Here is a 23454-nt window from a genome sequence, read left to right as displayed (position 1 = left end):
ATGACTGCCGAGTTCGACAACTCCTTTGCCAATTTGGGTGCTAACTTTGGCACGCACTTGGCACCGCAGCCGCTGGACAATCCCACACTGATCCACCTGAATCGCGCCTTGGTCGAAGCGCTGGAATTACCGGCAACACTGGTGGAGCAACTGGTGCTTGGGCAATCGCTTCCCACCGAGTGCACCCCCTTCGCTATGGTCTACGCCGGTCATCAATTCGGCGGTTTCAGCCCCCAGTTGGGCGACGGGCGCGGACTGCTCTTGGGCGAGTGGCGCCTTAGCTCGCAGCGCTGGGACTTGCACTTAAAGGGCGCGGGGCGTACACCCTACTCACGGTTTGGCGACGGCCGCGCGGTGTTGCGCTCCAGTATTCGCGAATACCTGGGCTCGTGCGCCATGGCGGGCCTTGGCATTCCCACCACCCAAGCCCTGGCTTTGGCCGGCAGCAGTCAACAGGTTGTGCGCGAATCCCTAGAGACTGGTGCCACTTTGTTGCGCGCCAGTCGCTGCCACATTCGCTTTGGGCACTTTGAATACTTTTTCTACCAGAATCAAACTGAGCCATTGCGCCAGCTGATCGACTATTGCGCACAACGCTATTTGCAACTGCAGGCACGCAGTGCAGAACAAGCGCTGGCACTGTTGACGATGGCCGTCACACGCACCGCGCATCTCATTGCCCGTTGGCAGGCAGCCGGTTTTGCGCACGGGGTGATGAACACCGACAACATGTCGCTGATTGGCGAAACCTTTGACTTTGGCCCCTTTGGCTTTTTAGACGACTTTGAGCCCGGTTTTATTTGCAACCACTCAGACGACCAGGGCCGCTATGCGTTCGATCGCCAACCCAACATCGGACTGTGGAATTTAAATGCGCTGGCTCACAGCCTATCGGGCTTTATCGCCATCGACGACATCAAAACACAATTGGCCCGCTACGCACCGCAACTCACAGAAACCTACAATCATTTGATGGCCGTTAAGCTGGGGCTAATTGCTTCCACGAGGACAGCCGAACCAAACCAAATTTCGAGCGATCACCAGCAATTACTGGCCGATTTGCTCGCGCTTTTGGCTGCACATCGCATTGATTACCACGGCTTTATGCGCACACTTAGCCATGATCCCGAACTCGCATGCGACATGATCCCCGACAGCAACGCCGCGACCAGCTGGCTAACACGTTATCGCGCGCTATGTCTCTCTGAGACCGCCAGGCAATCGCAGATGCTGACCCACAACCCGAAATTTGTCTTGCGCAACTATTTAGCACAGCGCGCCATCGAATCGGCCCAGGCCGGGGATTACGGCCCGTTAACGGAGCTGTTTACCGTATTGACTGCGCCTTTCGACGAGCACCCAGAGCTGGCACACCTCGCCCAACCGCCGAGTGAAGACCAGAAGCACCTGCCGGTGAGTTGCTCAAGTTGATCTACACTTGGTGAGTCCACTGCCCGATAACCCTGTAAGCCGTCGAGACGCACCATGACCCAGAGCCCGCTATCACCGGCCGCACAGGCCATTGCCCAATCGCTGCAAGCCAGCATCGACAATCGTCAATTGGAGGTGCCCATGCTGCCCGAGGTGGCCAGTAAAGTGGTTACCCTCTCGCAAGACCCAGAGTCTGACGCCACACAACTGGCCAGACTAATTCAAAGCGACCAAGCGCTGGCGGGCCATGTAATGCACATAGCCAACTCGGCCGCTTACTCGCCCAATGCGTCGCTCGTGTCGCTGCAGCAAGCTATCACGCGCTTGGGCATGAACTTGATCAGCGATATCGCGCTGGCTGCGTCCATATCCGCCAAAATGTTTAAGGCACCTGGCTATGAAAAACACATTGCCGGCATTTGGCGCCACGCACTGGCGACGGCACTTTGGGGCAAAGAGATTGCACGCTTGTGTCGACGCAATGTGGAAGCCACCTTCCTGTGCGGCCTACTACACTCCATTGGCCGCCCGGTGGTAATTCAAGCCGCACTGGATTGCGCCAAAAAAAATGGCATCAATCTCACCGAAGCCGACATGCAGGTGCTCGAGTCGGACCTGCACACAGCCGTCGGCGTCGCCGTGGCGCAGCGCTGGGAAATGCCGCAGATAGTGTGCGAATCCATTGAGTTTTTTCACGAATACGACAAGGCCACTCTCGCGCGCGAGCAAACCACCATGATTAACGGTGGCGCAGCTTTTGCCACCCACCTATTGATGCCCGAAGCCCTGACAGCGAAAGATCTCATCGCCAAGCCCGTATTGGCCGATTTAAATTTGTACGAAGACGAAGTGGACAGTCTGCTAGACAAAAAAGACGATGTGAAAAGCACCATGGAGGCGATGCTCGGGCGATGAGTTACGACTACGATTTAATCGTCATTGGCAGTGGTCCAGCGGGACAAAAAGCCGCCATTCAGGGCGCCAAGGCCGGTAAAAAAGTGGCGCTTATCGAGCGCGATCGCGTATTGGGTGGGGCCTGTGTACACCGCGGTACCATTCCATCCAAAACCCTGCGCGAAAACGCCCTGCGCGTGAAAAACATGCGCGCAAATGCCGCGCTGGCCAATTTCGAATTGGCCGAAGACACGGAAATGACTGCGTTAATTACGCGTCTAGACGAGGTGCTGTCGGCGCACGATGAATACATGCGCCGGCAAATAGAGCGAAATCGCATCGACACTATTCACGGGCGCGCCAAATTTTTGGATACCCATCGACTTGGCGTCGCTAAAGTGCGTGGCGAAGCAGAAGAGTTGAGCGCCGAAAATTTTGTCATCGCCACCGGTTCCTTTCCGCGTAAACCAGACAATATCCCGGTAGATCACGAGTACCTGTTCGACAGCGATTCCATTCTGTCGATGCTCTATCTGCCCAAAAGTCTAACGGTGCTCGGTGGCGGCGTCATCGCCAGCGAGTACGCCTCGATTTTTCAGGCGCTGGGGGTCAAAGTCACCATGATCGATAAATACCCCCGCCCCTTGGGATTTCTGGATCAAGATCTTACCGATAAATTTGTGCACGCCTTTGAGGCGATGGGCGGCACCTGGCTGGGTCAACACACAGTCACCAGCGCAAAGTTCGATGGACTGGCGGGCGTCATTACCGAGTGCGACAACGGCGTGCGCGTTCACAGTGAAAAATTATTGTGCGCCGCAGGTCGCATTGCCAACGTTAAGGATTTACATATCGAAAATGCGGGCCTGGCCTTGAACGAGCGCGGCCTCATTTCAGTGGACAGCAATTTGCGCACCAGCACACCCAACATTTACGCCGCCGGCGATGTTATTGGCCCGCCTAGCCTCGCGTCCACTTCCATGGAGCAGGGCCGGCGCGCCACTTGCAATGCACTGGGGATGGCCATGGGTCGCATTGCCAGCACCATTCCGTCGGGCATTTACGCCATTCCCGAACTGTCTGCCGTGGGGCTCACCGAACAACAGGTGCGCGAGTCCGAAGGTGGAGTCGTCGTCGGGCGCGCCAATTTTGAAGAAATTGCCCGCGGCCAAATTTCCGGTATTCAAGACGGCATGTTAAAACTCATTTGCGATGCCCAGGGCAAAAAGCTCTTGGGCGTGATGATCGTAGGCGAAGGCGCCACCGAGCTGATTCATATCGGCCAGATGGCACTGCTGTACGAAGCCGACGTCGACATTTTTGTGGAAAGCATTTTTAACTTCCCCACCCTGGCGGAGGCCTACCGGGTCGCGGCCCTGGCGGTAATCGGCCAGCGGGCCAAAATGACAGCTAGCTAGCGGGCCACACACCTGCCGGGCCACTTAGCGCAGCGGCGATGGACACCCCTGAGCACGGAAAAATACCACCCGGCTAAAGGCCTCGGGCTCGCCGAGGTCGGGCCAGGTGCAGGCGCTGGCCGTGCCCACCGCGTCAAATCCAGGGACCTGCGCGTCGCGCACTCGCGAGTCGGCCACCGTGACCCGCGTCGCCAGCTCCCCGAGCCGATCGAGCAACGGCCAATTTTCCACGTCGTAGAGCACATCTGCGGCAAAGGCGACATCCAAACCTGCCGGCGCCTGCGCCAGATCGCTCACGGGGATTAGCGTTACCTGGTTGAGCGCTGCATTGGCCTGGGCTGCCGCCAAGGCCAGGGGATCGTTATCGCAAACCCATACCTCCGCCGCCCCTGCGCGCGCCGCCGCAATGGCGACCACCCCGCTGCCAGCGCCAAAATCCAGCACCCGGGCGCCGCTGACGCTATCGGGATTGGCAAGGATATGAGCCGCCAGCGCCTGTCCACTGGCCCAGCAAAACGCCCAATAGGCGGGCGCCGCCAGCACCCGGGCCGTGGCCTCAGGACAGAGCGGCGGGGCCGAGAGCGACGCCTCATCCAGGAGCCAAAGCGCGATGGGTAGGCCGGGTAGCGACGTGATTTTCAGCCTTCCAGCGGGCAGTGTCTGTCGCAAATTGGCCTGCAACTGATCAGTCATTGCCCAACGCCTTACAACGAATTTCTAGCATAAGCACCTAACTTATAGGCATAAAGTATTAAATTCGGAACTGGTGCACAGAAATTGACCGGTCCTTGAGGCACAGTTAAGGCATGGAGAAACGGGAAGGGAAGCGCCAAGATTACCCCGTAGAGAGCGGCCAACATGAAAGCAGCCACATACGCCAGTTTACTGACCTCCGCCTGCCTCGCGCTTGCCATCACAGCCGCGCAAGCCGGCGAGACCTTCTCTCAAACCTTTTACGCCGGCGAAGACAGTGCACTCGACCAGGCCCGCACCCAGGCCATTCACTTTTATCAGCACGCCAATACCCGCCAGGCTAAACGCCAGCAGAGCCACATCAACGGCCTGACCGGTCTGCTGGCCAAGGCGTTAACGCCCAGCCACCTGGAGCGCCCTGTGCACCAGTCCGGCTTTCGCATTCAGACGCAGTCGAACGACAACGGTTTTGAGCTAAACGCGGCCTACCGCTTTTAAAAACTCGCCGCCTTAGGGCGTTTTACCCGCAGCCACTTCTTCGGCTGCCTCCACCAACGCTTTTACCGGGCTGTTACCCATTGGCTCGCCATCGGCGGGCACATCGCCCAACACCATGCCCATCCAGGCAGTCCCAGGATAGCTTTCCAATGCAATTTTTACGGTCATAGTTAATGGGACCGACAGCAACATGCCCACCGGGCCCAGCACCCAGCCCCAAAACACCAATGAAAGAAATACCACCAAAGTGGACAAGTTGAGTCCACGCCCCATCACCCGCGGCTCGATCACATTGCCAATCAGCAGATTAATGGCCACATAGCCGGCTGCGGTCCACAGGGCATCCGGCACGCCCAATTGCACCAGCGCCAACAGCACCGCAGGCACTGCCGCCAACAGCGAACCCAGGTTGGGGACAAAATTCAACAGAAATGCCATGGTGCCCCACAGCAAGGCGTAATCCACCCCCAGCACCCATAACCAGAGGCTCACGAGCGCGCCAGTGGCCAGGCTCAGCCCGCTTTTCAGCGCCATGTAGTGATTCACACTTTTGGTAAACCGGTTAATGCCGTTGATAGTACTGTGCATGTCTTCGTGCGCGCGCGCCAGCCGATCTGCGAAGCGCATCTCCTCGGCCAAAATAAAAATTACGGTCAGCAGAATTAAAAACGCATTGGTCATCAAGTTACCCAGCGACGAAAGCGTGTTGCCCGCTAGCGCCAACGCCGCCGAAGGCTTAACGTTGTCTGCCCAAAAACGGCTATCGATTTGCAGGCCACGCGCTTCGAGCCAGGCGCGCAAGCCCGCACTCATCTCCTGCAGCCGCGCCTGGTACTCGGGTAAATCTGCGCGGAAGGATGTGATTGACGCCCCGACTACCGCGCCCACAATGGCGCCCATCAAAACGATGAGCAGTATCATTACAATCACCGCCACCGCGCTGGGTACACCGCGGGCTTTCATCCACAAGAGCGGCGGCGAGCAAATTACGGCAATAAACAACGAGAGTAAAAACGGCACCAGCAGTGATTCCGCCGCGCGCATGCCCGCCACCACCACCACAAAGGCCGCCAGGCCCAGCATAAACATCAACACCGGTCGGTTGTGTGTGTCACTCATGAACCAATTCCTAGAATAATTTGCGGCGGGCCACGGAGCCGGGCACACCTGTGTGGAGGCGATTGAACCACCAATGGCGCCGCCGAACAACTGTGCCTGGGTTAAGTGTGCGGCCCTAACGCCTCCACTTCGCGCAATATCTCCGCCAGTTTCTCGCGCCCTCGCGCGTCAAACAGATAGCGCCCCTGATCGCCCAACAAGTGCGCCTCTTCCACGGCCAAGCACCGCAAGCGAATGGCTTCCAGCGCCGGGTCGTAACGAATGGGTATAGCAGTAAACACCAACCAGTCCTGGTGGCGCGCCTCACCTTCAGCAACAGCGCGCAGCAATCGCGCCACATTCTGGCTATCGATACGGTAGAGTGGCCGACGCAAATAAAGCATTAAGCCCAACACCAATGCAAATAATAAAAGGCTCGCCGCCAGCGTCAGGAAAACCATGCCCGCCATACCAAATTGAGCGCGATCAACAGAGTTACCCCCACTAGCATTGGCTTTACTAAACGCGCGCCCTGGCTAATCACCAAATTAGAACCTAAGCGCGCGCCAACTATCTGGGCCACCGCCATAAGCAGCGCCAAGCCCCACCATTGATAGCCCGCCAGCACAAACACCACCATCGAAGTGGTATTCACAACCAGTACAAAGGGCTTGGTACTCGCGGTGGCCGCGCGCATCGGCATGCCCCGCCAACGGGCAAAGGCCGCCGCGTAAAATGACCCCATACCGGGCCCAAAAAAACCACCGTACACCCCCAGACCGCCGCCCACCAGCGCATTAAATCGCCGCTGGCTAATACGCTCGCCGCGCGGGCTATCGGAGATATCGGGTGAGACGGCGAAATAGAGCGCCAGTGCCAACAGTAAAACCGGCAACAGCAGCGTCAGCCATTGCGAGGGCAGCCGCTGAATGAGCCAAGTACCTAAGAGCGCGCCCAGCAGTGCCCACAACAAGCCCGCACGCAGCGGTTGCAGATCCAAGTGGCCCTTGCGGAAAAAGTTAACTGTGGAACTGAGAGTGCCAAACACACTCTGGAACTTATTGATGGCCAGGGCATTCAGCGGCGGCACGCCCGCCCACAGCAACACAGGCAGCACGATTAAGCCGCCGGCGCCGGCAATAGAGGAGACAAAGCCCGCGATAAAAGCCACGGTGGCTAGCGCCACATACACCCACCAAGCCCATTCCATCTACGCCCTCCGGTGGGTAAGTACTTACTGCATTGCGGGTCGTTTACCGCGAAAGCTCTGGATAAAGGCCTTAACTCGCGCCAAATCGGCTTCCATGTCGTCGCTGACAGTGAATAGATCGCCAAAGTAAATGGACTTGCTGGGGTAGTCCATCCCCACCAGCAGCACGGGCACGTCGGCGCCTTTGGCAATGCGCAGAAACCCGGTTTTCCACTGTTCGACCTTGGAGCGCGTGCCCTCGGGCATCAGCGCTACTATTTGGTTGGCATTGGTTTTAAAACTGTCTACGGCCTGCTCAACCATGCCAGTGGCCGCCGAACGGTCGACGGGAATACCACCCAACTTCAACCACAGCCCCGTGAGCGGCCAGCGAAAAATCGTGTGTTTGCCCAGCCAGGACACCTTTACACCCAGAGCCAGAATGGCGAACATCGCCACCACAAAGTCCCAGTTTGAGGTATGGGGCCCACCGGCTATCACCAGTTGGCGCGCATCCGGCACCTGGCCCGCACAGCGCCAGCCCATCAGGCGCAAACCGGTACGGCCCAACCAGCGGGTAAAACCATTGCCCATGCGCGGCCAGCCCGGAGGCAACTCGGTGATTTCCTGCTCTGAATGAGGGGGCTGGGTCATGGGCCTCTCTTGCTTTGTCATCTATTGATACATCTATTGGTATTGCGGCTGGGCGCCTCGGTAATGGGCGTTGATGTGGGTGCGTATGCGCTCGGCATCGGCCTCGTGATCGCCGGTGGTTTCCCAAAGGCGATCCACCACTAACGACTTAGAGGGGAAATCCCAGGCGATGGTGAGTACCGGTACACCGGCGGCGTGAGCAATGCGCACAAAGCCGGTCTTATATTGGCCCACTTTGCGCCGTGTACCTTCTGGGGTAATCGCCACCCACACGGCATCGTGCTCCCGATACCAGGTCGCCACCTGCCCCACCACATCCTGCGAGGCGCTGCGGTCCACGGGAATCCCGCCCCACCAGCGAAACAGTATGCTAAAAGGCCAGATAAACGCCTCTTTCTTCATCAGGTAAGACACTCGGATACCCAGCGCCATGATCACCGGCATCGCCACCACAAAGTCCCAGTTAGACGTGTGCGGCGCCAGCGCCACCATCAATTTCTTCTCGTTGGGCAGCTCGCCCTCCAGGCGCCAGCCCAGTAATCGCAACAGGCCCCGGCCGCAGGCCCGGGTCATTTGGCCGCCAAACCGAGGGGCCAATTCAGGGAGTTGGGGTACGACAGACATCTTATTATTCTAGTCAGTTAACGGGAAAACGGGGATTTTAGTACTTTTGTAGGATTTTGGCGACACTCAGGCGGCTTAATGCGCCTTCGCCAGTACCGGTACCCCGCGCCCACACCTGCCTGCGGCTAGTGGCTCAACGTTCCCCCAAGACATCGCCACGCCAAGCCTCCGAACCGCGCGGCTTCTGATCGACTATCGCTGCGCAGAATTTACAAAATGCCAAGGCCCCGTATTTTCATTTTTACAAAACAACGGGTATCCATCGCCGTAGTCACCCACAAAGCCGCACCCTGCGCGCATTTTTTTGCCTGGCACAGCACTTGCAATCTCCCTAGTAACACAGCGATTTATTCCATCATCGCGGTAGCCTACCGCACCGAATAAATCGAAGTTTTCACCCACAAGAAAAGGAAATCACTATGCAGTTTACTCAAAAATTATTAGCCACTGCCTGCCTGTCGGCCGCGATTGCCGCCGGCGCACACGCAACCGACACACACAAAGACCAAGTGCTGAAAGATGCCTGGCTGGACGGCAAAGCCGAAGCGACATTACTGATGAGCCAACATTTAAATAACTTCACCATCGACACACTCGTTGAAAACGGCGTAGTGACTCTGCGCGGCGATGTAGACAGCGAAGTCGATAAACACCTGGCTGAAGAGCTGGTGTTGAGTCTTGACGGCGTTAAGGATGTGCATAACCAACTGCGTGTAAATCCCGATACCTACGCCACTGATTCGCTACTGGCCGACATGCAAGACTCCAAAACCGAGTCGCTGATTAAAGCCCGTCTATTAATCGATACCGAAGTGTCGGGCACCGACATTGAGGTTGAAGTCGAACAAGGTAAGGTCATTTTATCTGGCGAAGTTGACAGCAGCGCCGAAAAATCGCTGGCCGAAGCCATTGCAAAAAATACGTCAAACGTTGAGCAGGTTGTAAACCGGCTGGAAATTAACAGCTGAGCTTAGCGGCGCGGGCGCTGTGCGCCGGCGCCATCCCTAAGCAGCTAAATCCAACACCAAGGCACGCAATAGGAGTAACCATGAAAACAGCAACTGTACTCAGCACCAAACCCAAAGAGCAAAACACGAAAAACGGCATTAAGCGCGCAGATCGCAGCGAGCTAGCCCGCTTTTTATCAAAAGCCCTGGCCGATACGGTGTTGCTCAATGTCAAAACCCTGAACTTTCACTGGAATGTTATGGGCCCGCTGTTTTACAGCCTGCACAAACTGACAGAGGACCAGTACCAGGATTTAACCGCCGCCATCGACGTGATTGCCGAGCGTATTCGCGCCCTGGGATTTGTCGCTCCCGGCAGCCTGACGCAATTTGCCGCATTAACCGACATTGTCGAGGAAACTGGTACCCCCAGTGCAGAAGACATGATCACTCAGTTGGCCGACGATAACGAGCGCTGCGCGCGCAACCTGCGCCATGCAGTCGCCGCCGCAGAAGAAATTGAAGATGTAAAAACCGCAGACTTGTTAACCGATCGCATTGGGCAACACGAAGAAAATGCCTGGATGCTGCGCGCCATTGTGTCGGCGTAATCGGTCGGCATTGTCGCAGCAAGGACGAGAAATTTTATGAATAGCTTACACAGCACCTGTAAACTCCCGCCCCAGCGCCTGAATCACGACGATAAGGTGCGCAAGGTGGGCGTTGAAATTGAAATGGCGGGCTTAACGCCGCTGCAAATTGTAGCCGCCATCAAGCGCCACTTCGGCGGCGATGAAGCCTTGCAGGGCCCGCTGGAATACGGCGTGCTCGATACCCGCATGGGCGACTTTACCGTAGAACTGGACTCGACGCCGGTAAAAAAAGCCTACCAACAGGCCTGCGAAATGAAGCTGCCTTCGCCACTGGACGATGCCGGCAGCATCATTAAAGACCTGGCCGAAAATTGGGTGCCCTGGGAGCTGGTCAGCCCACCGATACCGGTCACGCAGTTAGACAGCCTGAACGAATTGGTGGCCGATCTGCGCAGCCAAGGCGCACTGGGTACTCGCAAGGCGCCGCAGTATGCCTTTGGCGTACACCTTAATCCCGATCTGCCAGACCTCAGCGCCACCGCCATTGTGCGGCACTTGCAAGCTTACCTGTGCCTCTACGACGGCATTGTTGCGCGCGAGCGCCCGGACTTTTCCCGCAAGCTCACGCCGCATATTCGCCACTTTGATGAAGACTATATTCGCAAGGTAATCGCCGAAGATTATCAGCCGGATTTAGCCACCCTGATGGACGATTACGTCGCGCACAATCCCACGCGCAATCGAAGTCTGGATTTGCTGCCGCTGTTTAAATTTTTGGATGAGGATTTTATTGAGCGCACGCTCGATGACGCGCGCATCAAAGCCAGGCCCACCTTTCATTTTCGCCTGCCCAATTCAGATATCGATAATCCCAACTGGGGCATCCATATCGCCTGGCACGAATGGTTAGCAGTGGAGTGGCTGGCGGAAGACCCCGAGCGCCTGGCGCAAATGTGCCTGGCTTATACCGAAGAGCTGGACCGCTTTGGCCACCACCTGGACAACCGCTGGCAAACACACGCCTCCAAAGCCCTGCAGCTATGATACAGGCCAAACCCCACATTGCCGTGACCGGCCCAGATCGCGGCCTGAAGCCGGGCTGGTGGGCCTGCCGCTTGCTGTTGCGCTGGCTCGGCGCCAAGCCGCACTATATCAGCCCGGCGCAACCCCAGCTGGCGCGCCCTGTGGATGGCGTGATCATCGGCGGCGGCAGCGACATTCAGCCCGCCCACTACCAGGGCGACGACATACTGGGCTATCCCTATGACCCCGCGCGCGACGCGCTCGAAATTGCGGTCATTGAACAAGCACTTGCCCAGCAATTGCCACTGTTGGGTATTTGTCGGGGCGCGCAGCTTTTGAATGTGGTCAAGGGCGGCAACCTGCTCACCGATGTGCGGCCATTGCGGCGCCACACCAGCAACAGAAATTTTATTACCCCCCTAAAAGGCGTGCGCCTTGCACCGGATTCGCAACTGGCTAAACTCACCGCGCGCCGGCGATTAAAGGTGAACAGTTTGCACAAGCAGGCCATTGCCACACCCGGCGAGGGTTTGCGTATTGTGGCGCGCGATAACGATGATTTAGTGCAGGCGGTGGAGGCCGACAACGGCTTTACCCTGGGCGTGCAATGGCACCCTGAATACTTGCCCTACAAAGGCGCCCAGCGCAAATTGTTCCGCGGCCTCTGCCAGGCCGCCGCCCGCGATCCCCAGCAGGCGCGCCTAACCCTATCCCAAACGCGCAGGGTTTTTACCGCGGCTAATCGCTCACCAGAATTGTAGACCGGCGCCGCTAAAGCACCGGTCGCTGCAAAAAATACAGGATAAGTCAGGGGCGAGTGGGTGTCAGTGCTCGCGCGTAGCGCGAAAGCGCACTTCTGGGTAGCGCTCTTCGGCCAGCGACAGATTCACCCGCGTAGGCGCCAGATAGGTGAGGTGCCCGCTGCCATCCAGGGCTAAATTGTCGTGGCACTTGCGCTTGAACTCTTCAAATTTTTTCGGGTCTTTGCTGTCTACCCAGCGCGCGCTGCTCAGGCTGATAGGTTCGTAAATGGCGTCCACCTTGTACTCGTCTTTCAACCGGTAGGCCACCACCTCAAACTGCAGCACACCCACGGCGCCCACGATGATGTCGTTATTGGCCTGCGGGAAAAACACCTGGGTTGAACCCTCCTCCGACAACTGCTGCAAGCCCTTTTGCAGCTGCTTGGTTTTCAGCGGATCTTTTAGGCGAATGCGGCGAAACAGTTCTGGCGCAAAATTGGGAATGCCGGTGAACTTCAGGTCTTCGCCCTCGGTAAAAGTATCGCCAATCTGAATCGTGCCATGGTTGTGCAGACCAATAATATCGCCCGCCATGGCCTCGATCACCTGCTCGCGGTCGCCCGCCAAAAAGGTCACGGCATCGGCAATTTTCACATCTTTGTTCAAGCGCACGTGGCGCATTTTCATACCCTTGGCGTAGGCGCCAGAACACACCCGCATGAAGGCAATCCGGTCGCGGTGCTTGGGGTCCATATTGGCCTGAATTTTAAATACAAAACCCGAAAAGCTCGTCTCTTTGGCGTCGACCAGCCGGGTTTCTGTTTCGCGCGCGCGCGGTGCTGGCGCCCATTCCACAAAGCCGTCTAACATTTCTTTCACGCCAAAATTCGACAGCGCCGTACCAAAAAATACTGGCGTCTGCTTGCCCGCCAAATATGCCTCAACGTCAAACTGGTGTGTAGCGCCGCGCACCAACTCGATTTCATCGCGAATATCGTCGGCCTCGTCGCCCAGCAGCGCGGTGGCTTCGTCGCTGCCCAGCCCCTGGATTTCCCGGAAGTCGTGCAATGTGTGGCCGTGGCCGCTCTCGTACACGGTAATCGTGTCGGTATACAAGTTGTACACGCCCTTAAACAGCGACCCAGACCCCAGCGGCCAGTTGATGGGCGCTGCGGCAATGTTCAAGACTTCTTCAATCTCATCCATGACTTCAATGGGGTCGCGGATGTCTCGGTCCAATTTGTTAATAAACGACAGGATGGGGGTATCGCGCAATCGGCACACATTCATCAGTTTTACGGTGCGGTCTTCCACACCTTTGGCGCCGTCGATGACCATCAGTGCCGAGTCCACCGCCGTCAATACCCGGTAGGTATCCTCCGAGAAATCCTCGTGGCCGGGTGTATCCAGCAGGTTAACTACGCGATCGTGATAGGGAAATTGCATGACCGACGAAGTCACCGAAATACCCCGCTCCTGCTCCATGCTCATCCAGTCAGAGCGGGCGTGGGGGCCGCGCTTACCCTTGACCGAGCCCGCCATCTGAATCAACTGGCCCAATAGCAACAGCTTTTCGGTGACGGTGGTTTTACCAGCATCGGGGTGCGAGATGATGGCAAAGGTGCGGCGCTTATCGACGGCGGCCTGAAACTGACTCATGGCAAAAACTCAAATGAAGGCATAAAGCCCGCCATTATAGCGGGGAAGGCTTGCCGTGGGATAGTCAAACTCCGGTAGCCCCGGCAATCGGCACCAATCAATGTGGGCCTCCTTAGGGGGTGTACAACACTCGCCCATGTCAGGTAAGACACAGCCACCAAAGCGGGTCATTTCAGGTTTCAGAATGTGGAGAATTGCACCATAATGCTGGCTCGGATTTGCAATCTTTAACCCTTTACGGAAAGGAAATAACCGTGCTCGACTACGCCGCCCTGATAATGTTGGTGTTTGTTGCGATAACGATGTTCTACGGCATTATCGTCATTCACGACATTCCCTACGAAATTGCCAAACACCGAAATCACCCCCACCAAGATGCCATCCACGTCGCCGGCTGGATCAGCATCCTCACCCTGCATGTGATTTGGCCCTTCCTCTGGATATGGGCCACCCTCTACCGCGAAGATCGCGGCTGGGGCTTCAATCACACCGGCGCAGGTGCCGCGGAGACGAGCTCCGAGCTACAGGCCGAGCTGCAGGAACTGCGCGCGCGGGTGCAAGCGCTCGAATCCCGCCAACAAACCACTCAGGAGGCCTAAGCCATGGAAACCTTAATGATCCTTAGCTATGCCGCCCTGTGCGTGTTGGTGTTTAAAGTCTTTAAGCTGCCGCTGAATAAATGGACGGTGCCCACCGCCGTGCTGGGCGGGGTCGTACTGATTTCGGTCATCATGTTCACCATGAACTACAACCACCCCTACTCCGAAAGCGCGCGAGAATATTATGTCACCACGCCCATCGTGCCCAACGTCAGCGGTACGGTGATCGCCAAGCACGTACAGCCCAACCAGCCGCTAACGGCCGGCACGCCGCTATTCACCATCGACCCAGTGCCCTTTCAGGCCAAGGTCGATGCGCTCACCGCCCGCGTGGAAGCGGCCAAGCACGACTACGAACGTCTGAAAACTCTGTGGGGAAAGCGCGCCGTTAGTCTGCGCGATTACGATCAGGCCATGGCCACCTACCACGATCTAAACGCTCAGCTAAAAACCGCGCAGTTTGAGTTGGACAACACCGTCGTGCGCGCACCCACCGATGGCTATGTCACCCACGACTTTTTGCGCCCCGGCATGCGCGCCGTTGCCGCACCACTGCGGCCAGTAATGGTCTTTGTGCACAGCGAACAGGTCTACTTTACCGCCTTCTTTCGCCAGAACGCGCTGTTAAGGCTTAAGCCCGGCTACCGTGCAGAGCTGGCGCTGGATGGCATTCCCGGCGAAGTTTTTGCCGCCGAAGTGGTGCAAGTGGTACCCGCCCTGCGCGAGGGCCAAGTACAGGCGTCGGGCGACATGCTGGGCTTTAACCCCATCGCACAACCCGGCAGGGTGGCGGTAACCATGCGCGTCACCGACGAGCGCTACGCAGCGCTGGCCCACGAAGTTCCCCTGGGAGCCTTTGGTCAGGCCGCCGTTTACAGCGAACACGCCGAGCACTTTGCCATCATCCGCAAAATTCTGCTGCGCATGAGCGCCTGGGTAAATTACCTATACCCCTTTCACTGATTCACTGCCAAGTAAACCGGGCCGCGCAAGCGGCTCGGTATCTTCATATTCCGCAGACCTGCACGCACACCATCGCCAATAGCGCGCTGCCCACCATGGCCGCCGGCAATAAAAACTCCAGTTGCCGCAAACGCCACAATCGCCACCCCAGCGACCAAACGGATATTTGCCGCGCCGCTTTCAAGCGGGGAAAGACCCAGTCCGCCAATTGCTGCTCGTCAAACACTCGCTGCCCCGGGCGCCCAAGCGCAATGGCAAGACCGTCGGCAACTAGGTAGTGCTCGGTGTAACACAGCTGCACCGGCTGCAGGGCTTGCGGCGACTCCCCGTCGTCTGCGGCAAACAATAGCTGATCGTTTACCACCCCCAAACGCAGGCGACTTAAGCGCAGCAACAGCACATAGGCCAGCGCCGCAAGCAGCACCAGTAGCAGGCCCATGGCCATCAATGGCCACAACAGTTCCAAGGGCAGCGTCGCCCACTCCGGGAACAAGGCCAGTCCGGTAAAGGCGCAAGCGGCCATGGCGACCAACGCCCATTGAAACTGACGCAGGCGTTTAACCGCGATGTTAGTCAGCCACAAAGGCTGGTCGACCGGCGCAGCCGGCGCATTCACCCGGCTGGCCAGGGCAGAGGTGCGCCCTGAAAACACCGCTACCGAGGCGTCGCGCTCGAGAACCAGCGCGGCAACGACGCCCAATACCAGCACGCTCACAAAACCAATCAGGCCCCACTGCTGCCAACGCTGCCCCTTGTCTACCTGGGCCTGGCTGTGCGCCGCCAGGCGCGCAAGCGTGGGCGACGCCACTGGGCCGGCCGATGTCAGCACCTGATTAAGTGCGCGATAGCGATGCAGCAGCGGCGAGGAAAAATCGGCAACCCAGAGTTGATCGCGCCAGACCGCCAGCGCCATGGGGTCGGCCAGTGCCAAGCCCTGCGCCTCGCCAAGCAACCGGCCCGCGTCGTCAAGCACTGCCAGGCGGCCATTGCGCAGAGCGTTGTCGCCCACTAGCACCCAAAACTGCGCCGACGCCGGCCACCAGGCAACCTGGTGTGGCCAGTGGTGCTGACCGCTCAGGCGCACCGGCAACTCGGCGAGTACAGCGCCAAAATCTTCCGGCGTGGCGGCCAGCTGCACCAAACGGTGGTGATTGGTATCGGCCAGCCACAGCTTGCCCTCGGTCAGCGCCAGCGCATTGGGAAACTTAAACCGATTGTCGGCGCCGGCCCGGGCCAGCACTCTGCCCTCGACATCCAGTAAAAAAAGCCTGAGTGCCGATGTGTGGGCCACATACACTTGAGACTTTGCGCGATCGACGGCCAGCCGGAAGGCGCTGTCAAAACGCGGCAGCTGCGCGGCAAAGGGGCTACAGCTGCGCGCTGGTAAATCACAGCGGTAAAAGCCCTCGTCGCCGCGCGGCTCATAATCCAGTACCGCCTGTTGCCGAAACAGCCGCTGCAGCGAAAACCAAAGGCTTGACGTATGCGCGCGGTGATAGGCCAACAGTTGCGTACCGCCGCCATCAAAGAAATCGAAATCCCCGGCGAGTTGAAGCCCGAGCGCCGCCAAATCTACCGCCTGAGTTTCCTCACCCTGTGCATTTAGCCAAACGAGGTGGTTGTCATAGTGCACCACCACGGCATCGTCTAGGGCCCGAATAAATCCGTAGCGCGGCGCCTTGGCCGAGATGTCTTGTCCCGCCACCCAGCAGGCCCCTGCCAGGATGGCGCCTATGACAACGGCCACACCCACAACCAACGACCATCCCTTCATGCTTTCCTCTTTTCACTCTGTAATCGCTTCATGCATCTGCCGCCGTATGGCGTGAATATCGACTCACTGGCGCCACTATGCCAATGCGCAGCCCAGCTGCGAACTTGGGTTGTCACCTCGGCGCAATCTTGGCCTGCTACTTTCTGCTGACGACAATAGCAGCGCCTCGCACACACCATTATCAGAAATTGCAGCGCTGACCACAGCGGTCGCTCAAAAAACTGCGCAACCGATCAAAAACCTGACAATTTGATCCATTTTTCCGCAAACCCTTATTGCCAGGGACTAACGCCGCCACTAAGATCAATCGAGGATCGCTGCCGAATTGCCGTCAATACAAAAGTATTAAACACAATATTAACAATGATGACACGCGCATCGGGCAGCCCGAACCCGCTAACCTGCACAGAGAACTGGATGACAAAATTTGCCGTTGCGCTGCTCTGCACCCTTTGCTTGTCTTGCAGCGCCGATTCATCTCAACCCAACAAGGAGTCAAATGTGCTGCTAACCGGCGAAAACGAAACCTATGTGATTGCCTCTGAATTTTCCGGCACGCTACTGCGCGACGGGCAGCCACTGACCCACACAAAAATTTTTCGCCGCCTAACTTGGAATGGCAACGAAGACGGCACTGAACAACAATTTGAAACCGACGCCAATGGCCACTTCACTCTGCCCACCCACGAAGAAACCCTGGCCTTAAGCGCGCTTGTACAGTTTACAGCCTCGGCAAAAGTAGAAGCAGAGATTGACGGCGAGCGCTACGACGTCTGGTACAACAGCAAACTGGCACCCGAGCTCTACGCCGAAACCAACGGCCCCCTGCGCCAGTTAGTGTGCGACATTCACGCAGAAGAAATTCCGGTTTACCTAAGCAACGCAACAATCCCAAACGTGTTGACCTGCTGCCGCTGGGAGAACATGCCCGTAGAGGACTAGCAGCGCACCCACCAGAATAAGGAGTGTTTGAATGGCAACTGAACTCAACCCGACCATGGCGGCAGATTTAGCCAACAATGTGTATGCCGTCAACGGCAATGACAAAATTGCACTGAAAACCTTCTTAATGGCGCGCATTTTTAAAAAGCCGGATAAGTCCTCACCCAAAGATAAAGCCCAGACGCCGCCACACCAAAAAAAGCTCACCGCACACGTAGGCGGGCGCATTTTTCGCGCGGCCAAAGATGGCTTTGGATTGTGCGCCATGGGCGCCGGCACCTATGACGGCGACATTTTTCTAATCTTTCGCGGCACCACCGATGCCAACAACAACGCCGACGTTATTACCGATGCCCGCATTGGCATCACCACCTCGAAAGCCGGTCTGCCGGTGCACATTGGCTTTAATCACACTTTTAACAGCATGCTGCCCGACATCAAGCAGTTTGTGGCCGAATCTAAAGCAACGGGCACGATCCATTGCATTGGCCACAGCTTAGGTGGCGCCGTGGCCTCGCTCGCCGCCGATTGGGCCTCGCGCAACACCAGTTGCACCACCAAGCTCTACACCTTTGGCGCGCCGCGCGTCGGCACAGACTGGTTTGCCAGCAGCACCACCTCATCGGTGGGCGAGCCCAATTTGCACCGGGTATACCATCGCACAGACCCCGTTACCATGGTAGCGCTCTACCCGTTTATGCACGCGCCCTACAAAAAAAATGGCCACTACCTTTACTCTGCCGACCCGCTCACCACCGGCACGGCCCACAAGATGGCCAACTACATCCAGTCGGTTAAAAACAAAACCTGGAAAGACCTCAACGATATTCCAGAGCAGGCCTACAATATCGAATCTTTTGTGGAGGAGTGGTTGCGCTCCAAATCACCGGTGGATATTAACAGCGCCAGCTTCTGGCAATGGGTGGATTCCGCCTTAATCTATGTACTGAAAAAGGTCGCTATGGTGGCTATCATGGCTCTGCAAAGCGCCTTGATTGGCGCCTTCACTCTGGCCGACAAAATTGCCTACATCCTTGCCAAAGGTATAGATCTGGCGGAGAACATCAGCATTTGGGTAGAGTTACTGATGCGCAAGCTGATGCAGGCACTGGGCATGAAGGTGGCCGCAAGCCGTAAAGAATTAACCCAAAGTCTGATCAAGCAAGTGCTGATTCGCATCACTGAAAAAGCAAACCGCGAGGCCCGCAACGCCTTGCGCAAACTCTAGCCATAGACAGCCGGGTCACTGACCCGGCTGTCTCCACACCCAAACACGCGCGAAATTGACTGCAGGCCCCATGGCTCTATTGATTCTCACTGGCAAATTATTGCTGTCGCTTTTTTTGGTATGCTTTCTCATAGCCGGCGTCATGAAAGCCCACCCCAAAACACACAACCCCGAGCTGAGGCCGCTGGCCGAATATGCCGCTGGTTTTCTGATTTGCTTTGCCTCCTGCCTGGGGCTTTACTATCTCTGGCGATAAGCTCCTGCAACAAATGCACTGGTCACAGATGTGCAATCCGTTGCGTCGAGCCACACACCAGCCACGCGAATCGTTACAATGGCGTTAGTCCACCCTAGCGTGCCCGCACCAACCGCCAACAGATACCCACAGTGAAAACTCCCACACCAGGCCCAGCCGCATCACACCAACTCCGAGCCAAAGGGCTAAACCCTCACAACCTGCACCGCCAAGGTTATGACTTCAGCGCGCTCACCGTTCATTGGCCCCAACTGGCGACGTTTGTTCACGCCAATGCCCAGGGTGAACTATCGATCAACTACGCAGAGCCACAGGCCGTCAAAGCGCTCAATGCCGCGCTGCTGTCCTACCACTACGGCATTGCACAGTGGGATATACCCGAAGGCGCGCTCTGCCCTCCCGTGCCGGGCCGCATAGACTATCTGCACACCCTTGCCGACTGGCTGGGTTTGGCGCAGCCCTCTGTCAACACGGCGGGCGACCACACAACCACCTCGCCAATAATTAACCTGCTGGATATTGGCACTGGCTACAACGGCATCTACGCGCTGCTCGCCGCCCAGCACTTTGGCTGGCACTGCGTCGCCACGGATATCAATGCGCAAGCCCTGGCCAATGTGGCGCGAATACTCGCGCACAATCCGCGCGCCGCAGCACGCATTCAGCTCCGCCAGCAAACCGAGCGACACCAGATTTTTGCGGGAATTATTCATGCCGATGAAACGTTTGATCTCAGCGTGTGCAATCCGCCCTTTCACAGCTCGGCCGAGGCGGCACTCAAAGCCAATCGCCGCAAACGAGTTAACCTAGGCGGGCAAGCCACTGCCTCAGCACCGCTCAATTTTGGCGGCACTGCCGATGAACTTTGGTGCAATGGGGGCGAAAAATTATTTTTGAAAAAAATGGCCAAGGAAAGCCAGGCCTTTAAAGATCAATGTCAGTGGTTCACCAGCTTGGTATCAGACTGCGACAGCCTAAAACCCACAGAAAAAACATTGAAGAAACTTGGGGCAACATCCATTGACGTACTGGACATGCACCAGGGCAATAAAAAAACGCGGGTACTGGCTTGGCGCTTTTAAGCTCCACAGCCTCATGCTGCCATCATCACCCGCCTATTAGCATCGCCCACTTGCATCACCCATTTACCCGTATTGCCGAGCAGCGAACAGACAGCGCCCTATTCTGTAACAACACCGTGGGCTAACTTAGCCTTGCCCAAACCTGCCACAGGCCCACCAGGTGCAAACCGCCCAAAACCAGGCAAATACCAGAAGACCACAACCAAAAGCTAAGCCCCTGAGCCGCCACATAGGGGTTATCTGCGACAAAGGGTAAGAGCATGCCACACACACCGCGCACGCAATAAACGGTTGTAATGGCCACTAACCCAAGACGCACCAACGGCAGCTTTACCAAAAGCCCGGCGCCAGACAGGGCGTACAGGCCCCACACCGCCAGTAACGCACCTATGGCTAATGTCAGCAATACTGGATACATATCGCCCCGCGCTGCCATTTGTGCCATGCCTTCGCCTGCACCAAAAAAGCGATACCAAGCGGGCCCGCCAAAAACTATACCCACATGCATCAACGCCGCTAGTAAACTCAATACCCCAGCCGCCAACAAGGACTTGTTAACGGGCATTGCCAAAACATCCATATCAATTTGCCTTGCTTAAATGTAAGTGGCCGTAAGCTACCTGCGATGTATTGCTCGTGTCAAATCGCGTGCGATTGATCTTGACCTAGAGGGAGACACACCCAACCATCAGTAGCGATGCCACTTTCCCCGTCTGTGGATTCACTGGCTCCTGAATCGCAGTGAGCGTCATCCCGCATTCGTGAAACAACGCAATCCACGATGCCAAGGTTCGGAAGTACCAGGGCGCAGGGTCAACAAACGCATCGCTAAAACCCGACCAAGATCCTTCTCGCCAACCGTCTACGTAAGGCGCATCGCCACAGCTCGCATGCGGGTGCAGTGTCTGAATGACCAGACGACCGCCGCTATTCAACAGTTTAGGGACTTGCTTAAACACATGCTCAACGGACGCTTTTCCAAGCAGCGAGAAGTTGCATACAGCAATATCAAACTTTTCTGTAATGCTACTCTCTGAAATCTCTTCATACGCCATAACATGAAACTCGCCGCCGCCCCGCTGTCGCGCTTTTTCTACCAAGCCAGCAACAGCATCAATCCCCGTGACGCTAAAACCGCGAGCACCAAGCGCCCGAGCGAGCCAACCCTCACCGCAGCCAATATCGAGCAGCCTATTGCCGGGCAATGAAGACAACAAGCTGACCACAGCCTCGTCTGTCACCACCCGCCTGCTCTCTATCTGCCGTTCACGAACGGCTTTCGACCAAGGCTCAACGTTACTTCTCCAGGATTTCAATATTCGACTTTCACTCATGGGGCCAAATCCCTCCTGAATAGCGGGCTACCAACCGCAGCGGCTTTGATTGTAGAATCATCCGCTTTAAAACCAGTAAGGCAACGACACTCTAACATTCTATTAGAGGTCTAAACTTACCGTTCGATATCTTAAATCAAGAAACTATTAGAGTCAGGTAACATAGAATCTCAATTAGAATTTCGATAAAAGAGTCAAACCCTTCGGTCCCGATTTTCAACTTCAAGCTTCTTCAGGCGTGCCATTAAGGATGCATCCATGCCGCCATGCTTAGCCCGCCACTTTCAGAAGGTGGCAGAACTCATGCCGTGCTACCAGCAGAACTGACAGGTTGAGGTGCAAGCTTCTACCTACTTGAGCATGGGCAGAATCTAGCTGTCGCGGCTCATTGCTGTATTTTCTGCACATAGATTACTAAAATATTCTACTTTTGGCCTCAGCTATTTATTGGCATCACTGGGCTGCTAACATGCCAACAACGTTAGCACGCAGATTAAACTAGCACTTACTTCCACCTCTCAAGCGTGGCGAGGAATAAAATAAAGCGGAAACGGACTAAACGGCAATTAACTACTACAGAAGTTGTAGGGCGCCAACCACTTTACTATGCCTATCTCCTTCAGGCTTATAGGATGGATCATCTGGCCAACGCTCCTCAGGGCATTCACCTTCGACAGCGCTTTGTTTTATAGCATTCTCTACATTTTCATAAAACATACTCGATAAAATATCAAAAGGAATGTCTATAAGTAAGCATGAAAGAAAATCTCGCCCACAAATCTTTTTATCCTTTTCATCATTGTATGATGAAGCACCTCGGCGCTCCGCCTCCACACCCGTGTCGCTAACAGAACAATCACGATAGTCGGGGGTTGCAGCGCAACCTGAAACCGCCAAAATAACTAGTGCAATAATGTTTTGCTTCAAATACAAAGTCATCCTAAACTGAAACCTATGTACGAGAGACTGGTGGAAGCAGGGAAGCCTAAGAAAGTAGCGCTTGTTGCCTGTATGCGAAAGCAACTGACAATCCTAAATATGATGGTAAAAAACAATACTTACTGGGATGAGAAAATGGCCTAAGTGCTTGACTTTCGACCATAGTCACTTGTTATGCATTTTTCATCTTAGATTCATTAAGAATGATCTTCATTTTGTGATAAGTGACCATACTTCTCATGCCGGACATCATAAAAAACAGAGAAATAAAGCTTGCTGCACTAGAAAGCATAACTAAGCTAGAGCCTCTTGCTATAATGACAACTACCACCCCAACCACCATAATAAAAATACTTTCCAATCTCGCTTCAATAGCCTCTAGGTGATATGAATAGCGCTCTTCCTGAGAACCCTTTAGCCTAGAAATGGTAGCAACTTTAGCAGCATTCTCTATTTCTAGTTTTTCCTTCTTTTTTGATGAATATCTCGCCCAGAACGAATCCATCGATGGTTTTACGTAAGCCGAAAACAAATTAATACCAATGCCTACAATAACTACCGAAAACCACCAATGTAGGGACTGAATATCCGAAATTATATTTTCCACTATTTACTTCCTAGAGATGCATAACGAGGCTGTAGAAAAACGTTTTTAATATCCACTTATCCACAGCCCCTTTGAATTAATTTTACCGATCATAAAACAAACAGGTACACTTTACATAATCTCTTCTTATGCGTACTTTTTTGATTTTTAGGTGTAGTTACTGTGGATAACTAGCGTTACCAACCTATCGAACTGTGTTTCATGAGCTTTTCGATGTTATGCACCATACTATATAAACGCCACTGCCCCTGAACCTTCTCTTTTCC

25 protein-coding genes and 2 pseudogenes are annotated in these 23454 nt (G+C 55.8%); 14 read left to right on the top strand and 13 right to left on the bottom strand.

Annotation, left to right across the window (positions count from 1 at the left end; translation table 11 throughout):
* The 3 genes from ACW8F6_RS04495 to sthA are packed head-to-tail and all read left to right on the top strand — an operon-like array spanning window position 1 to window position 3743.
* Window positions 1–1431 carry a protein adenylyltransferase SelO gene (locus ACW8F6_RS04495; protein ID WP_491574650.1) on the top strand — a complete coding sequence of 477 codons (1431 nt, stop codon included), beginning with the start codon at window positions 1–3 and terminating at the stop codon, window positions 1429–1431.
* Window positions 1432–1485: 54 nt separating this feature from the next.
* Window positions 1486–2346, top strand: a complete 861-nt coding sequence (locus tag ACW8F6_RS04490) for an HDOD domain-containing protein (RefSeq protein ID WP_491574649.1) — start codon at window positions 1486–1488, stop codon at window positions 2344–2346.
* Entirely contained in the window at window positions 2343–3743 is a 1401-nt protein-coding gene (sthA, locus tag ACW8F6_RS04485) for a Si-specific NAD(P)(+) transhydrogenase (protein WP_491574648.1), read from the top strand. The genes ACW8F6_RS04490 and sthA overlap by 4 nt, the downstream gene beginning before the upstream one ends.
* Window positions 3744–3767: 24 nt before the next feature.
* Here the strand turns inward: sthA and ACW8F6_RS04480 are convergent, their stop codons facing one another.
* Window positions 3768–4436, bottom strand: a complete 669-nt coding sequence (locus ACW8F6_RS04480) for a 50S ribosomal protein L11 methyltransferase (protein WP_491574647.1) — start codon at window positions 4434–4436, stop codon at window positions 3768–3770.
* A gap of 165 nt (window positions 4437–4601) precedes the next feature.
* Between ACW8F6_RS04480 and ACW8F6_RS04475 the strand changes: the two genes are divergently transcribed.
* On the top strand, window positions 4602–4934 hold the full coding sequence (locus tag ACW8F6_RS04475) for a hypothetical protein (RefSeq protein ID WP_491574646.1): 333 nt from the start codon (window positions 4602–4604) through the stop codon (window positions 4932–4934).
* Between the two features lie 12 nt (window positions 4935–4946).
* Here the strand turns inward: ACW8F6_RS04475 and ACW8F6_RS04470 are convergent, their stop codons facing one another.
* The 5 genes from ACW8F6_RS04470 to ACW8F6_RS04450 form a co-directional block, all read right to left on the bottom strand.
* Window positions 4947–6053, bottom strand: coding sequence for an AI-2E family transporter (locus tag ACW8F6_RS04470; RefSeq protein ID WP_491574645.1), 1107 nt, complete (start codon window positions 6051–6053; stop codon window positions 4947–4949).
* A 101-nt stretch (window positions 6054–6154) separates the two neighbouring features.
* Window positions 6155–6493: a hypothetical protein gene (locus tag ACW8F6_RS04465; protein WP_491574644.1), complete on the bottom strand. Its 339-nt coding sequence runs from the start codon at window positions 6491–6493 to the stop codon at window positions 6155–6157.
* Window positions 6481–7242: a TSUP family transporter gene (locus ACW8F6_RS04460; RefSeq protein ID WP_491574643.1), complete on the bottom strand. Its 762-nt coding sequence runs from the start codon at window positions 7240–7242 to the stop codon at window positions 6481–6483. Before ACW8F6_RS04460 ends, ACW8F6_RS04465 begins: the two co-directional genes overlap by 13 nt.
* Window positions 7243–7266: 24 nt before the next feature.
* The gene (locus tag ACW8F6_RS04455) at window positions 7267–7875 is read right to left on the bottom strand and encodes a lysophospholipid acyltransferase family protein (protein ID WP_491574642.1); all 609 of its coding nucleotides are present in this window, start codon (window positions 7873–7875) and stop codon (window positions 7267–7269) included.
* A gap of 33 nt (window positions 7876–7908) precedes the next feature.
* Window positions 7909–8499 carry a 1-acyl-sn-glycerol-3-phosphate acyltransferase gene (locus ACW8F6_RS04450; protein WP_491574641.1) on the bottom strand — a complete coding sequence of 197 codons (591 nt, stop codon included), beginning with the start codon at window positions 8497–8499 and terminating at the stop codon, window positions 7909–7911.
* A gap of 419 nt (window positions 8500–8918) precedes the next feature.
* Between ACW8F6_RS04450 and ACW8F6_RS04445 the strand changes: the two genes are divergently transcribed.
* The 4 genes from ACW8F6_RS04445 (at window position 8919) to ACW8F6_RS04430 (ending at window position 11823) form a co-directional block, all read left to right on the top strand.
* Window positions 8919–9467 (top strand): BON domain-containing protein, encoded by a 549-nt coding sequence (locus ACW8F6_RS04445; protein WP_491574640.1) that lies wholly within the window; start codon window positions 8919–8921, stop codon window positions 9465–9467.
* A gap of 80 nt (window positions 9468–9547) precedes the next feature.
* Entirely contained in the window at window positions 9548–10057 is a 510-nt protein-coding gene (locus ACW8F6_RS04440; protein WP_491574639.1) for a Dps family protein, read from the top strand.
* 36 nt (window positions 10058–10093) lie between these two features.
* Window positions 10094–11083: an amidoligase family protein gene (locus ACW8F6_RS04435; RefSeq protein ID WP_491574638.1), complete on the top strand. Its 990-nt coding sequence runs from the start codon at window positions 10094–10096 to the stop codon at window positions 11081–11083.
* On the top strand, window positions 11080–11823 hold the full coding sequence (locus tag ACW8F6_RS04430; RefSeq protein WP_491574637.1) for a gamma-glutamyl-gamma-aminobutyrate hydrolase family protein: 744 nt from the start codon (window positions 11080–11082) through the stop codon (window positions 11821–11823). The genes ACW8F6_RS04435 and ACW8F6_RS04430 overlap by 4 nt, the downstream gene beginning before the upstream one ends.
* Window positions 11824–11886: 63 nt before the next feature.
* Here the strand turns inward: ACW8F6_RS04430 and ACW8F6_RS04425 are convergent, their stop codons facing one another.
* Window positions 11887–13464, bottom strand: a complete 1578-nt coding sequence (locus tag ACW8F6_RS04425; protein ID WP_491574636.1) for a peptide chain release factor 3 — start codon at window positions 13462–13464, stop codon at window positions 11887–11889.
* Between the two features lie 254 nt (window positions 13465–13718).
* On the opposite strand from ACW8F6_RS04425, the gene ACW8F6_RS04420 reads away from it, so the two are divergent.
* Together ACW8F6_RS04420 and ACW8F6_RS04415 are read left to right on the top strand one after the other, a co-directional pair.
* Entirely contained in the window at window positions 13719–14063 is a 345-nt protein-coding gene (locus tag ACW8F6_RS04420; protein ID WP_491574635.1) for a DUF3302 domain-containing protein, read from the top strand.
* 3 nt (window positions 14064–14066) lie between these two features.
* Window positions 14067–15026 (top strand): HlyD family secretion protein, encoded by a 960-nt coding sequence (locus ACW8F6_RS04415; protein ID WP_491574634.1) that lies wholly within the window; start codon window positions 14067–14069, stop codon window positions 15024–15026.
* A 43-nt stretch (window positions 15027–15069) separates the two neighbouring features.
* On the opposite strand, the gene ACW8F6_RS04410 is transcribed toward ACW8F6_RS04415, so the two are convergent.
* The gene (locus tag ACW8F6_RS04410) at window positions 15070–16800 is read right to left on the bottom strand and encodes a hypothetical protein (RefSeq protein WP_491574633.1); all 1731 of its coding nucleotides are present in this window, start codon (window positions 16798–16800) and stop codon (window positions 15070–15072) included.
* A 417-nt stretch (window positions 16801–17217) separates the two neighbouring features.
* Between ACW8F6_RS04410 and ACW8F6_RS04405 the strand changes: the two genes are divergently transcribed.
* The 3 genes from ACW8F6_RS04405 to rlmF all read left to right on the top strand — a co-directional run bounded on the left by ACW8F6_RS04405 (window position 17218) and on the right by rlmF (window position 20308).
* The gene (locus tag ACW8F6_RS04405) at window positions 17218–17742 is read left to right on the top strand and encodes a DUF6795 domain-containing protein (RefSeq protein ID WP_491574632.1); all 525 of its coding nucleotides are present in this window, start codon (window positions 17218–17220) and stop codon (window positions 17740–17742) included.
* Between the two features lie 31 nt (window positions 17743–17773).
* The gene (locus tag ACW8F6_RS04400) at window positions 17774–18970 is read left to right on the top strand and encodes a lipase family protein (RefSeq protein WP_491574631.1); all 1197 of its coding nucleotides are present in this window, start codon (window positions 17774–17776) and stop codon (window positions 18968–18970) included.
* 387 nt (window positions 18971–19357) lie between these two features.
* Entirely contained in the window at window positions 19358–20308 is a 951-nt protein-coding gene (rlmF, locus tag ACW8F6_RS04395) for a 23S rRNA (adenine(1618)-N(6))-methyltransferase RlmF (protein ID WP_491574630.1), read from the top strand.
* Window positions 20309–20429: 121 nt separating this feature from the next.
* On the opposite strand, the gene ACW8F6_RS04390 is transcribed toward rlmF, so the two are convergent.
* From ACW8F6_RS04390 to ACW8F6_RS04375, 4 genes and pseudogenes are all read right to left on the bottom strand, one after another.
* Window positions 20430–20888 carry a hypothetical protein gene (locus ACW8F6_RS04390; protein WP_491574629.1) on the bottom strand — a complete coding sequence of 153 codons (459 nt, stop codon included), beginning with the start codon at window positions 20886–20888 and terminating at the stop codon, window positions 20430–20432.
* An 85-nt stretch (window positions 20889–20973) separates the two neighbouring features.
* Window positions 20974–21642, bottom strand: a complete 669-nt coding sequence (locus ACW8F6_RS04385) for a class I SAM-dependent methyltransferase (protein WP_491574628.1) — start codon at window positions 21640–21642, stop codon at window positions 20974–20976.
* Window positions 21643–21851: 209 nt separating this feature from the next.
* A pseudogene (locus ACW8F6_RS04380) lies at window positions 21852–21953 on the bottom strand (transposase); the annotation flags it as partial.
* A gap of 262 nt (window positions 21954–22215) precedes the next feature.
* Window positions 22216–22569, bottom strand: a complete 354-nt coding sequence (locus ACW8F6_RS04375; protein ID WP_491574627.1) for a hypothetical protein — start codon at window positions 22567–22569, stop codon at window positions 22216–22218.
* A 30-nt stretch (window positions 22570–22599) separates the two neighbouring features.
* Between ACW8F6_RS04375 and ACW8F6_RS04370 the strand changes: the two are divergent.
* A pseudogene (locus ACW8F6_RS04370) lies at window positions 22600–22725 on the top strand (IS110 family transposase); the annotation flags it as partial.
* A gap of 28 nt (window positions 22726–22753) precedes the next feature.
* On the opposite strand, the gene ACW8F6_RS04365 reads toward ACW8F6_RS04370, so the two are convergent.
* Entirely contained in the window at window positions 22754–23188 is a 435-nt protein-coding gene (locus tag ACW8F6_RS04365; protein WP_491574626.1) for a hypothetical protein, read from the bottom strand.
* Between the last annotated feature and the right edge of the window lie 266 nt (window positions 23189–23454).

This window comes from Simiduia sp., assembly GCF_058345725.1.
Note: the sequence above shows the minus strand (reverse complement) of the source record. Positions and strands in the feature narration are given on the sequence as shown.

Bases quoted from the DNA above. Each gene is read 5' to 3' on its own strand.
- ACW8F6_RS04465 (WP_491574644.1), bottom strand. From the start codon at position 6,493: ATGGTTTTCCTGACGCTGGCGGCGAGCCTTTTATTATTTGCATTGGTG.
- ACW8F6_RS04470 (WP_491574645.1), bottom strand. From the start codon at position 6,053: ATGAGTGACACACACAACCGACCGGTGTTGATGTTTATGCTGGGCCTG.
- ACW8F6_RS04490 (WP_491574649.1), top strand. From the start codon at position 1,486: ATGACCCAGAGCCCGCTATCACCGGCCGCACAGGCCATTGCCCAATCG.
- ACW8F6_RS04400 (WP_491574631.1), top strand. From the start codon at position 17,774: ATGGCAACTGAACTCAACCCGACCATGGCGGCAGATTTAGCCAACAAT.
- ACW8F6_RS04410 (WP_491574633.1), bottom strand. From the start codon at position 16,800: ATGAAGGGATGGTCGTTGGTTGTGGGTGTGGCCGTTGTCATAGGCGCC.
- ACW8F6_RS04385 (WP_491574628.1), bottom strand. From the start codon at position 21,642: ATGAGTGAAAGTCGAATATTGAAATCCTGGAGAAGTAACGTTGAGCCT.
- ACW8F6_RS04405 (WP_491574632.1), top strand. From the start codon at position 17,218: ATGACAAAATTTGCCGTTGCGCTGCTCTGCACCCTTTGCTTGTCTTGC.
- ACW8F6_RS04425 (WP_491574636.1), bottom strand. From the start codon at position 13,464: ATGAGTCAGTTTCAGGCCGCCGTCGATAAGCGCCGCACCTTTGCCATC.
- ACW8F6_RS04440 (WP_491574639.1), top strand. From the start codon at position 9,548: ATGAAAACAGCAACTGTACTCAGCACCAAACCCAAAGAGCAAAACACG.
- ACW8F6_RS04495 (WP_491574650.1), top strand. From the start codon at position 1: ATGACTGCCGAGTTCGACAACTCCTTTGCCAATTTGGGTGCTAACTTT.
- ACW8F6_RS04480 (WP_491574647.1), bottom strand. From the start codon at position 4,436: ATGACTGATCAGTTGCAGGCCAATTTGCGACAGACACTGCCCGCTGGA.
- ACW8F6_RS04475 (WP_491574646.1), top strand. From the start codon at position 4,602: ATGAAAGCAGCCACATACGCCAGTTTACTGACCTCCGCCTGCCTCGCG.
- ACW8F6_RS04450 (WP_491574641.1), bottom strand. From the start codon at position 8,499: ATGTCTGTCGTACCCCAACTCCCTGAATTGGCCCCTCGGTTTGGCGGC.
- ACW8F6_RS04455 (WP_491574642.1), bottom strand. From the start codon at position 7,875: ATGACCCAGCCCCCTCATTCAGAGCAGGAAATCACCGAGTTGCCTCCG.
- ACW8F6_RS04390 (WP_491574629.1), bottom strand. From the start codon at position 20,888: ATGGATGTTTTGGCAATGCCCGTTAACAAGTCCTTGTTGGCGGCTGGG.
- ACW8F6_RS04435 (WP_491574638.1), top strand. From the start codon at position 10,094: ATGAATAGCTTACACAGCACCTGTAAACTCCCGCCCCAGCGCCTGAAT.
- ACW8F6_RS04415 (WP_491574634.1), top strand. From the start codon at position 14,067: ATGGAAACCTTAATGATCCTTAGCTATGCCGCCCTGTGCGTGTTGGTG.
- ACW8F6_RS04460 (WP_491574643.1), bottom strand. From the start codon at position 7,242: ATGGAATGGGCTTGGTGGGTGTATGTGGCGCTAGCCACCGTGGCTTTT.
- sthA (WP_491574648.1), top strand. From the start codon at position 2,343: ATGAGTTACGACTACGATTTAATCGTCATTGGCAGTGGTCCAGCGGGA.
- ACW8F6_RS04445 (WP_491574640.1), top strand. From the start codon at position 8,919: ATGCAGTTTACTCAAAAATTATTAGCCACTGCCTGCCTGTCGGCCGCG.
- ACW8F6_RS04430 (WP_491574637.1), top strand. From the start codon at position 11,080: ATGATACAGGCCAAACCCCACATTGCCGTGACCGGCCCAGATCGCGGC.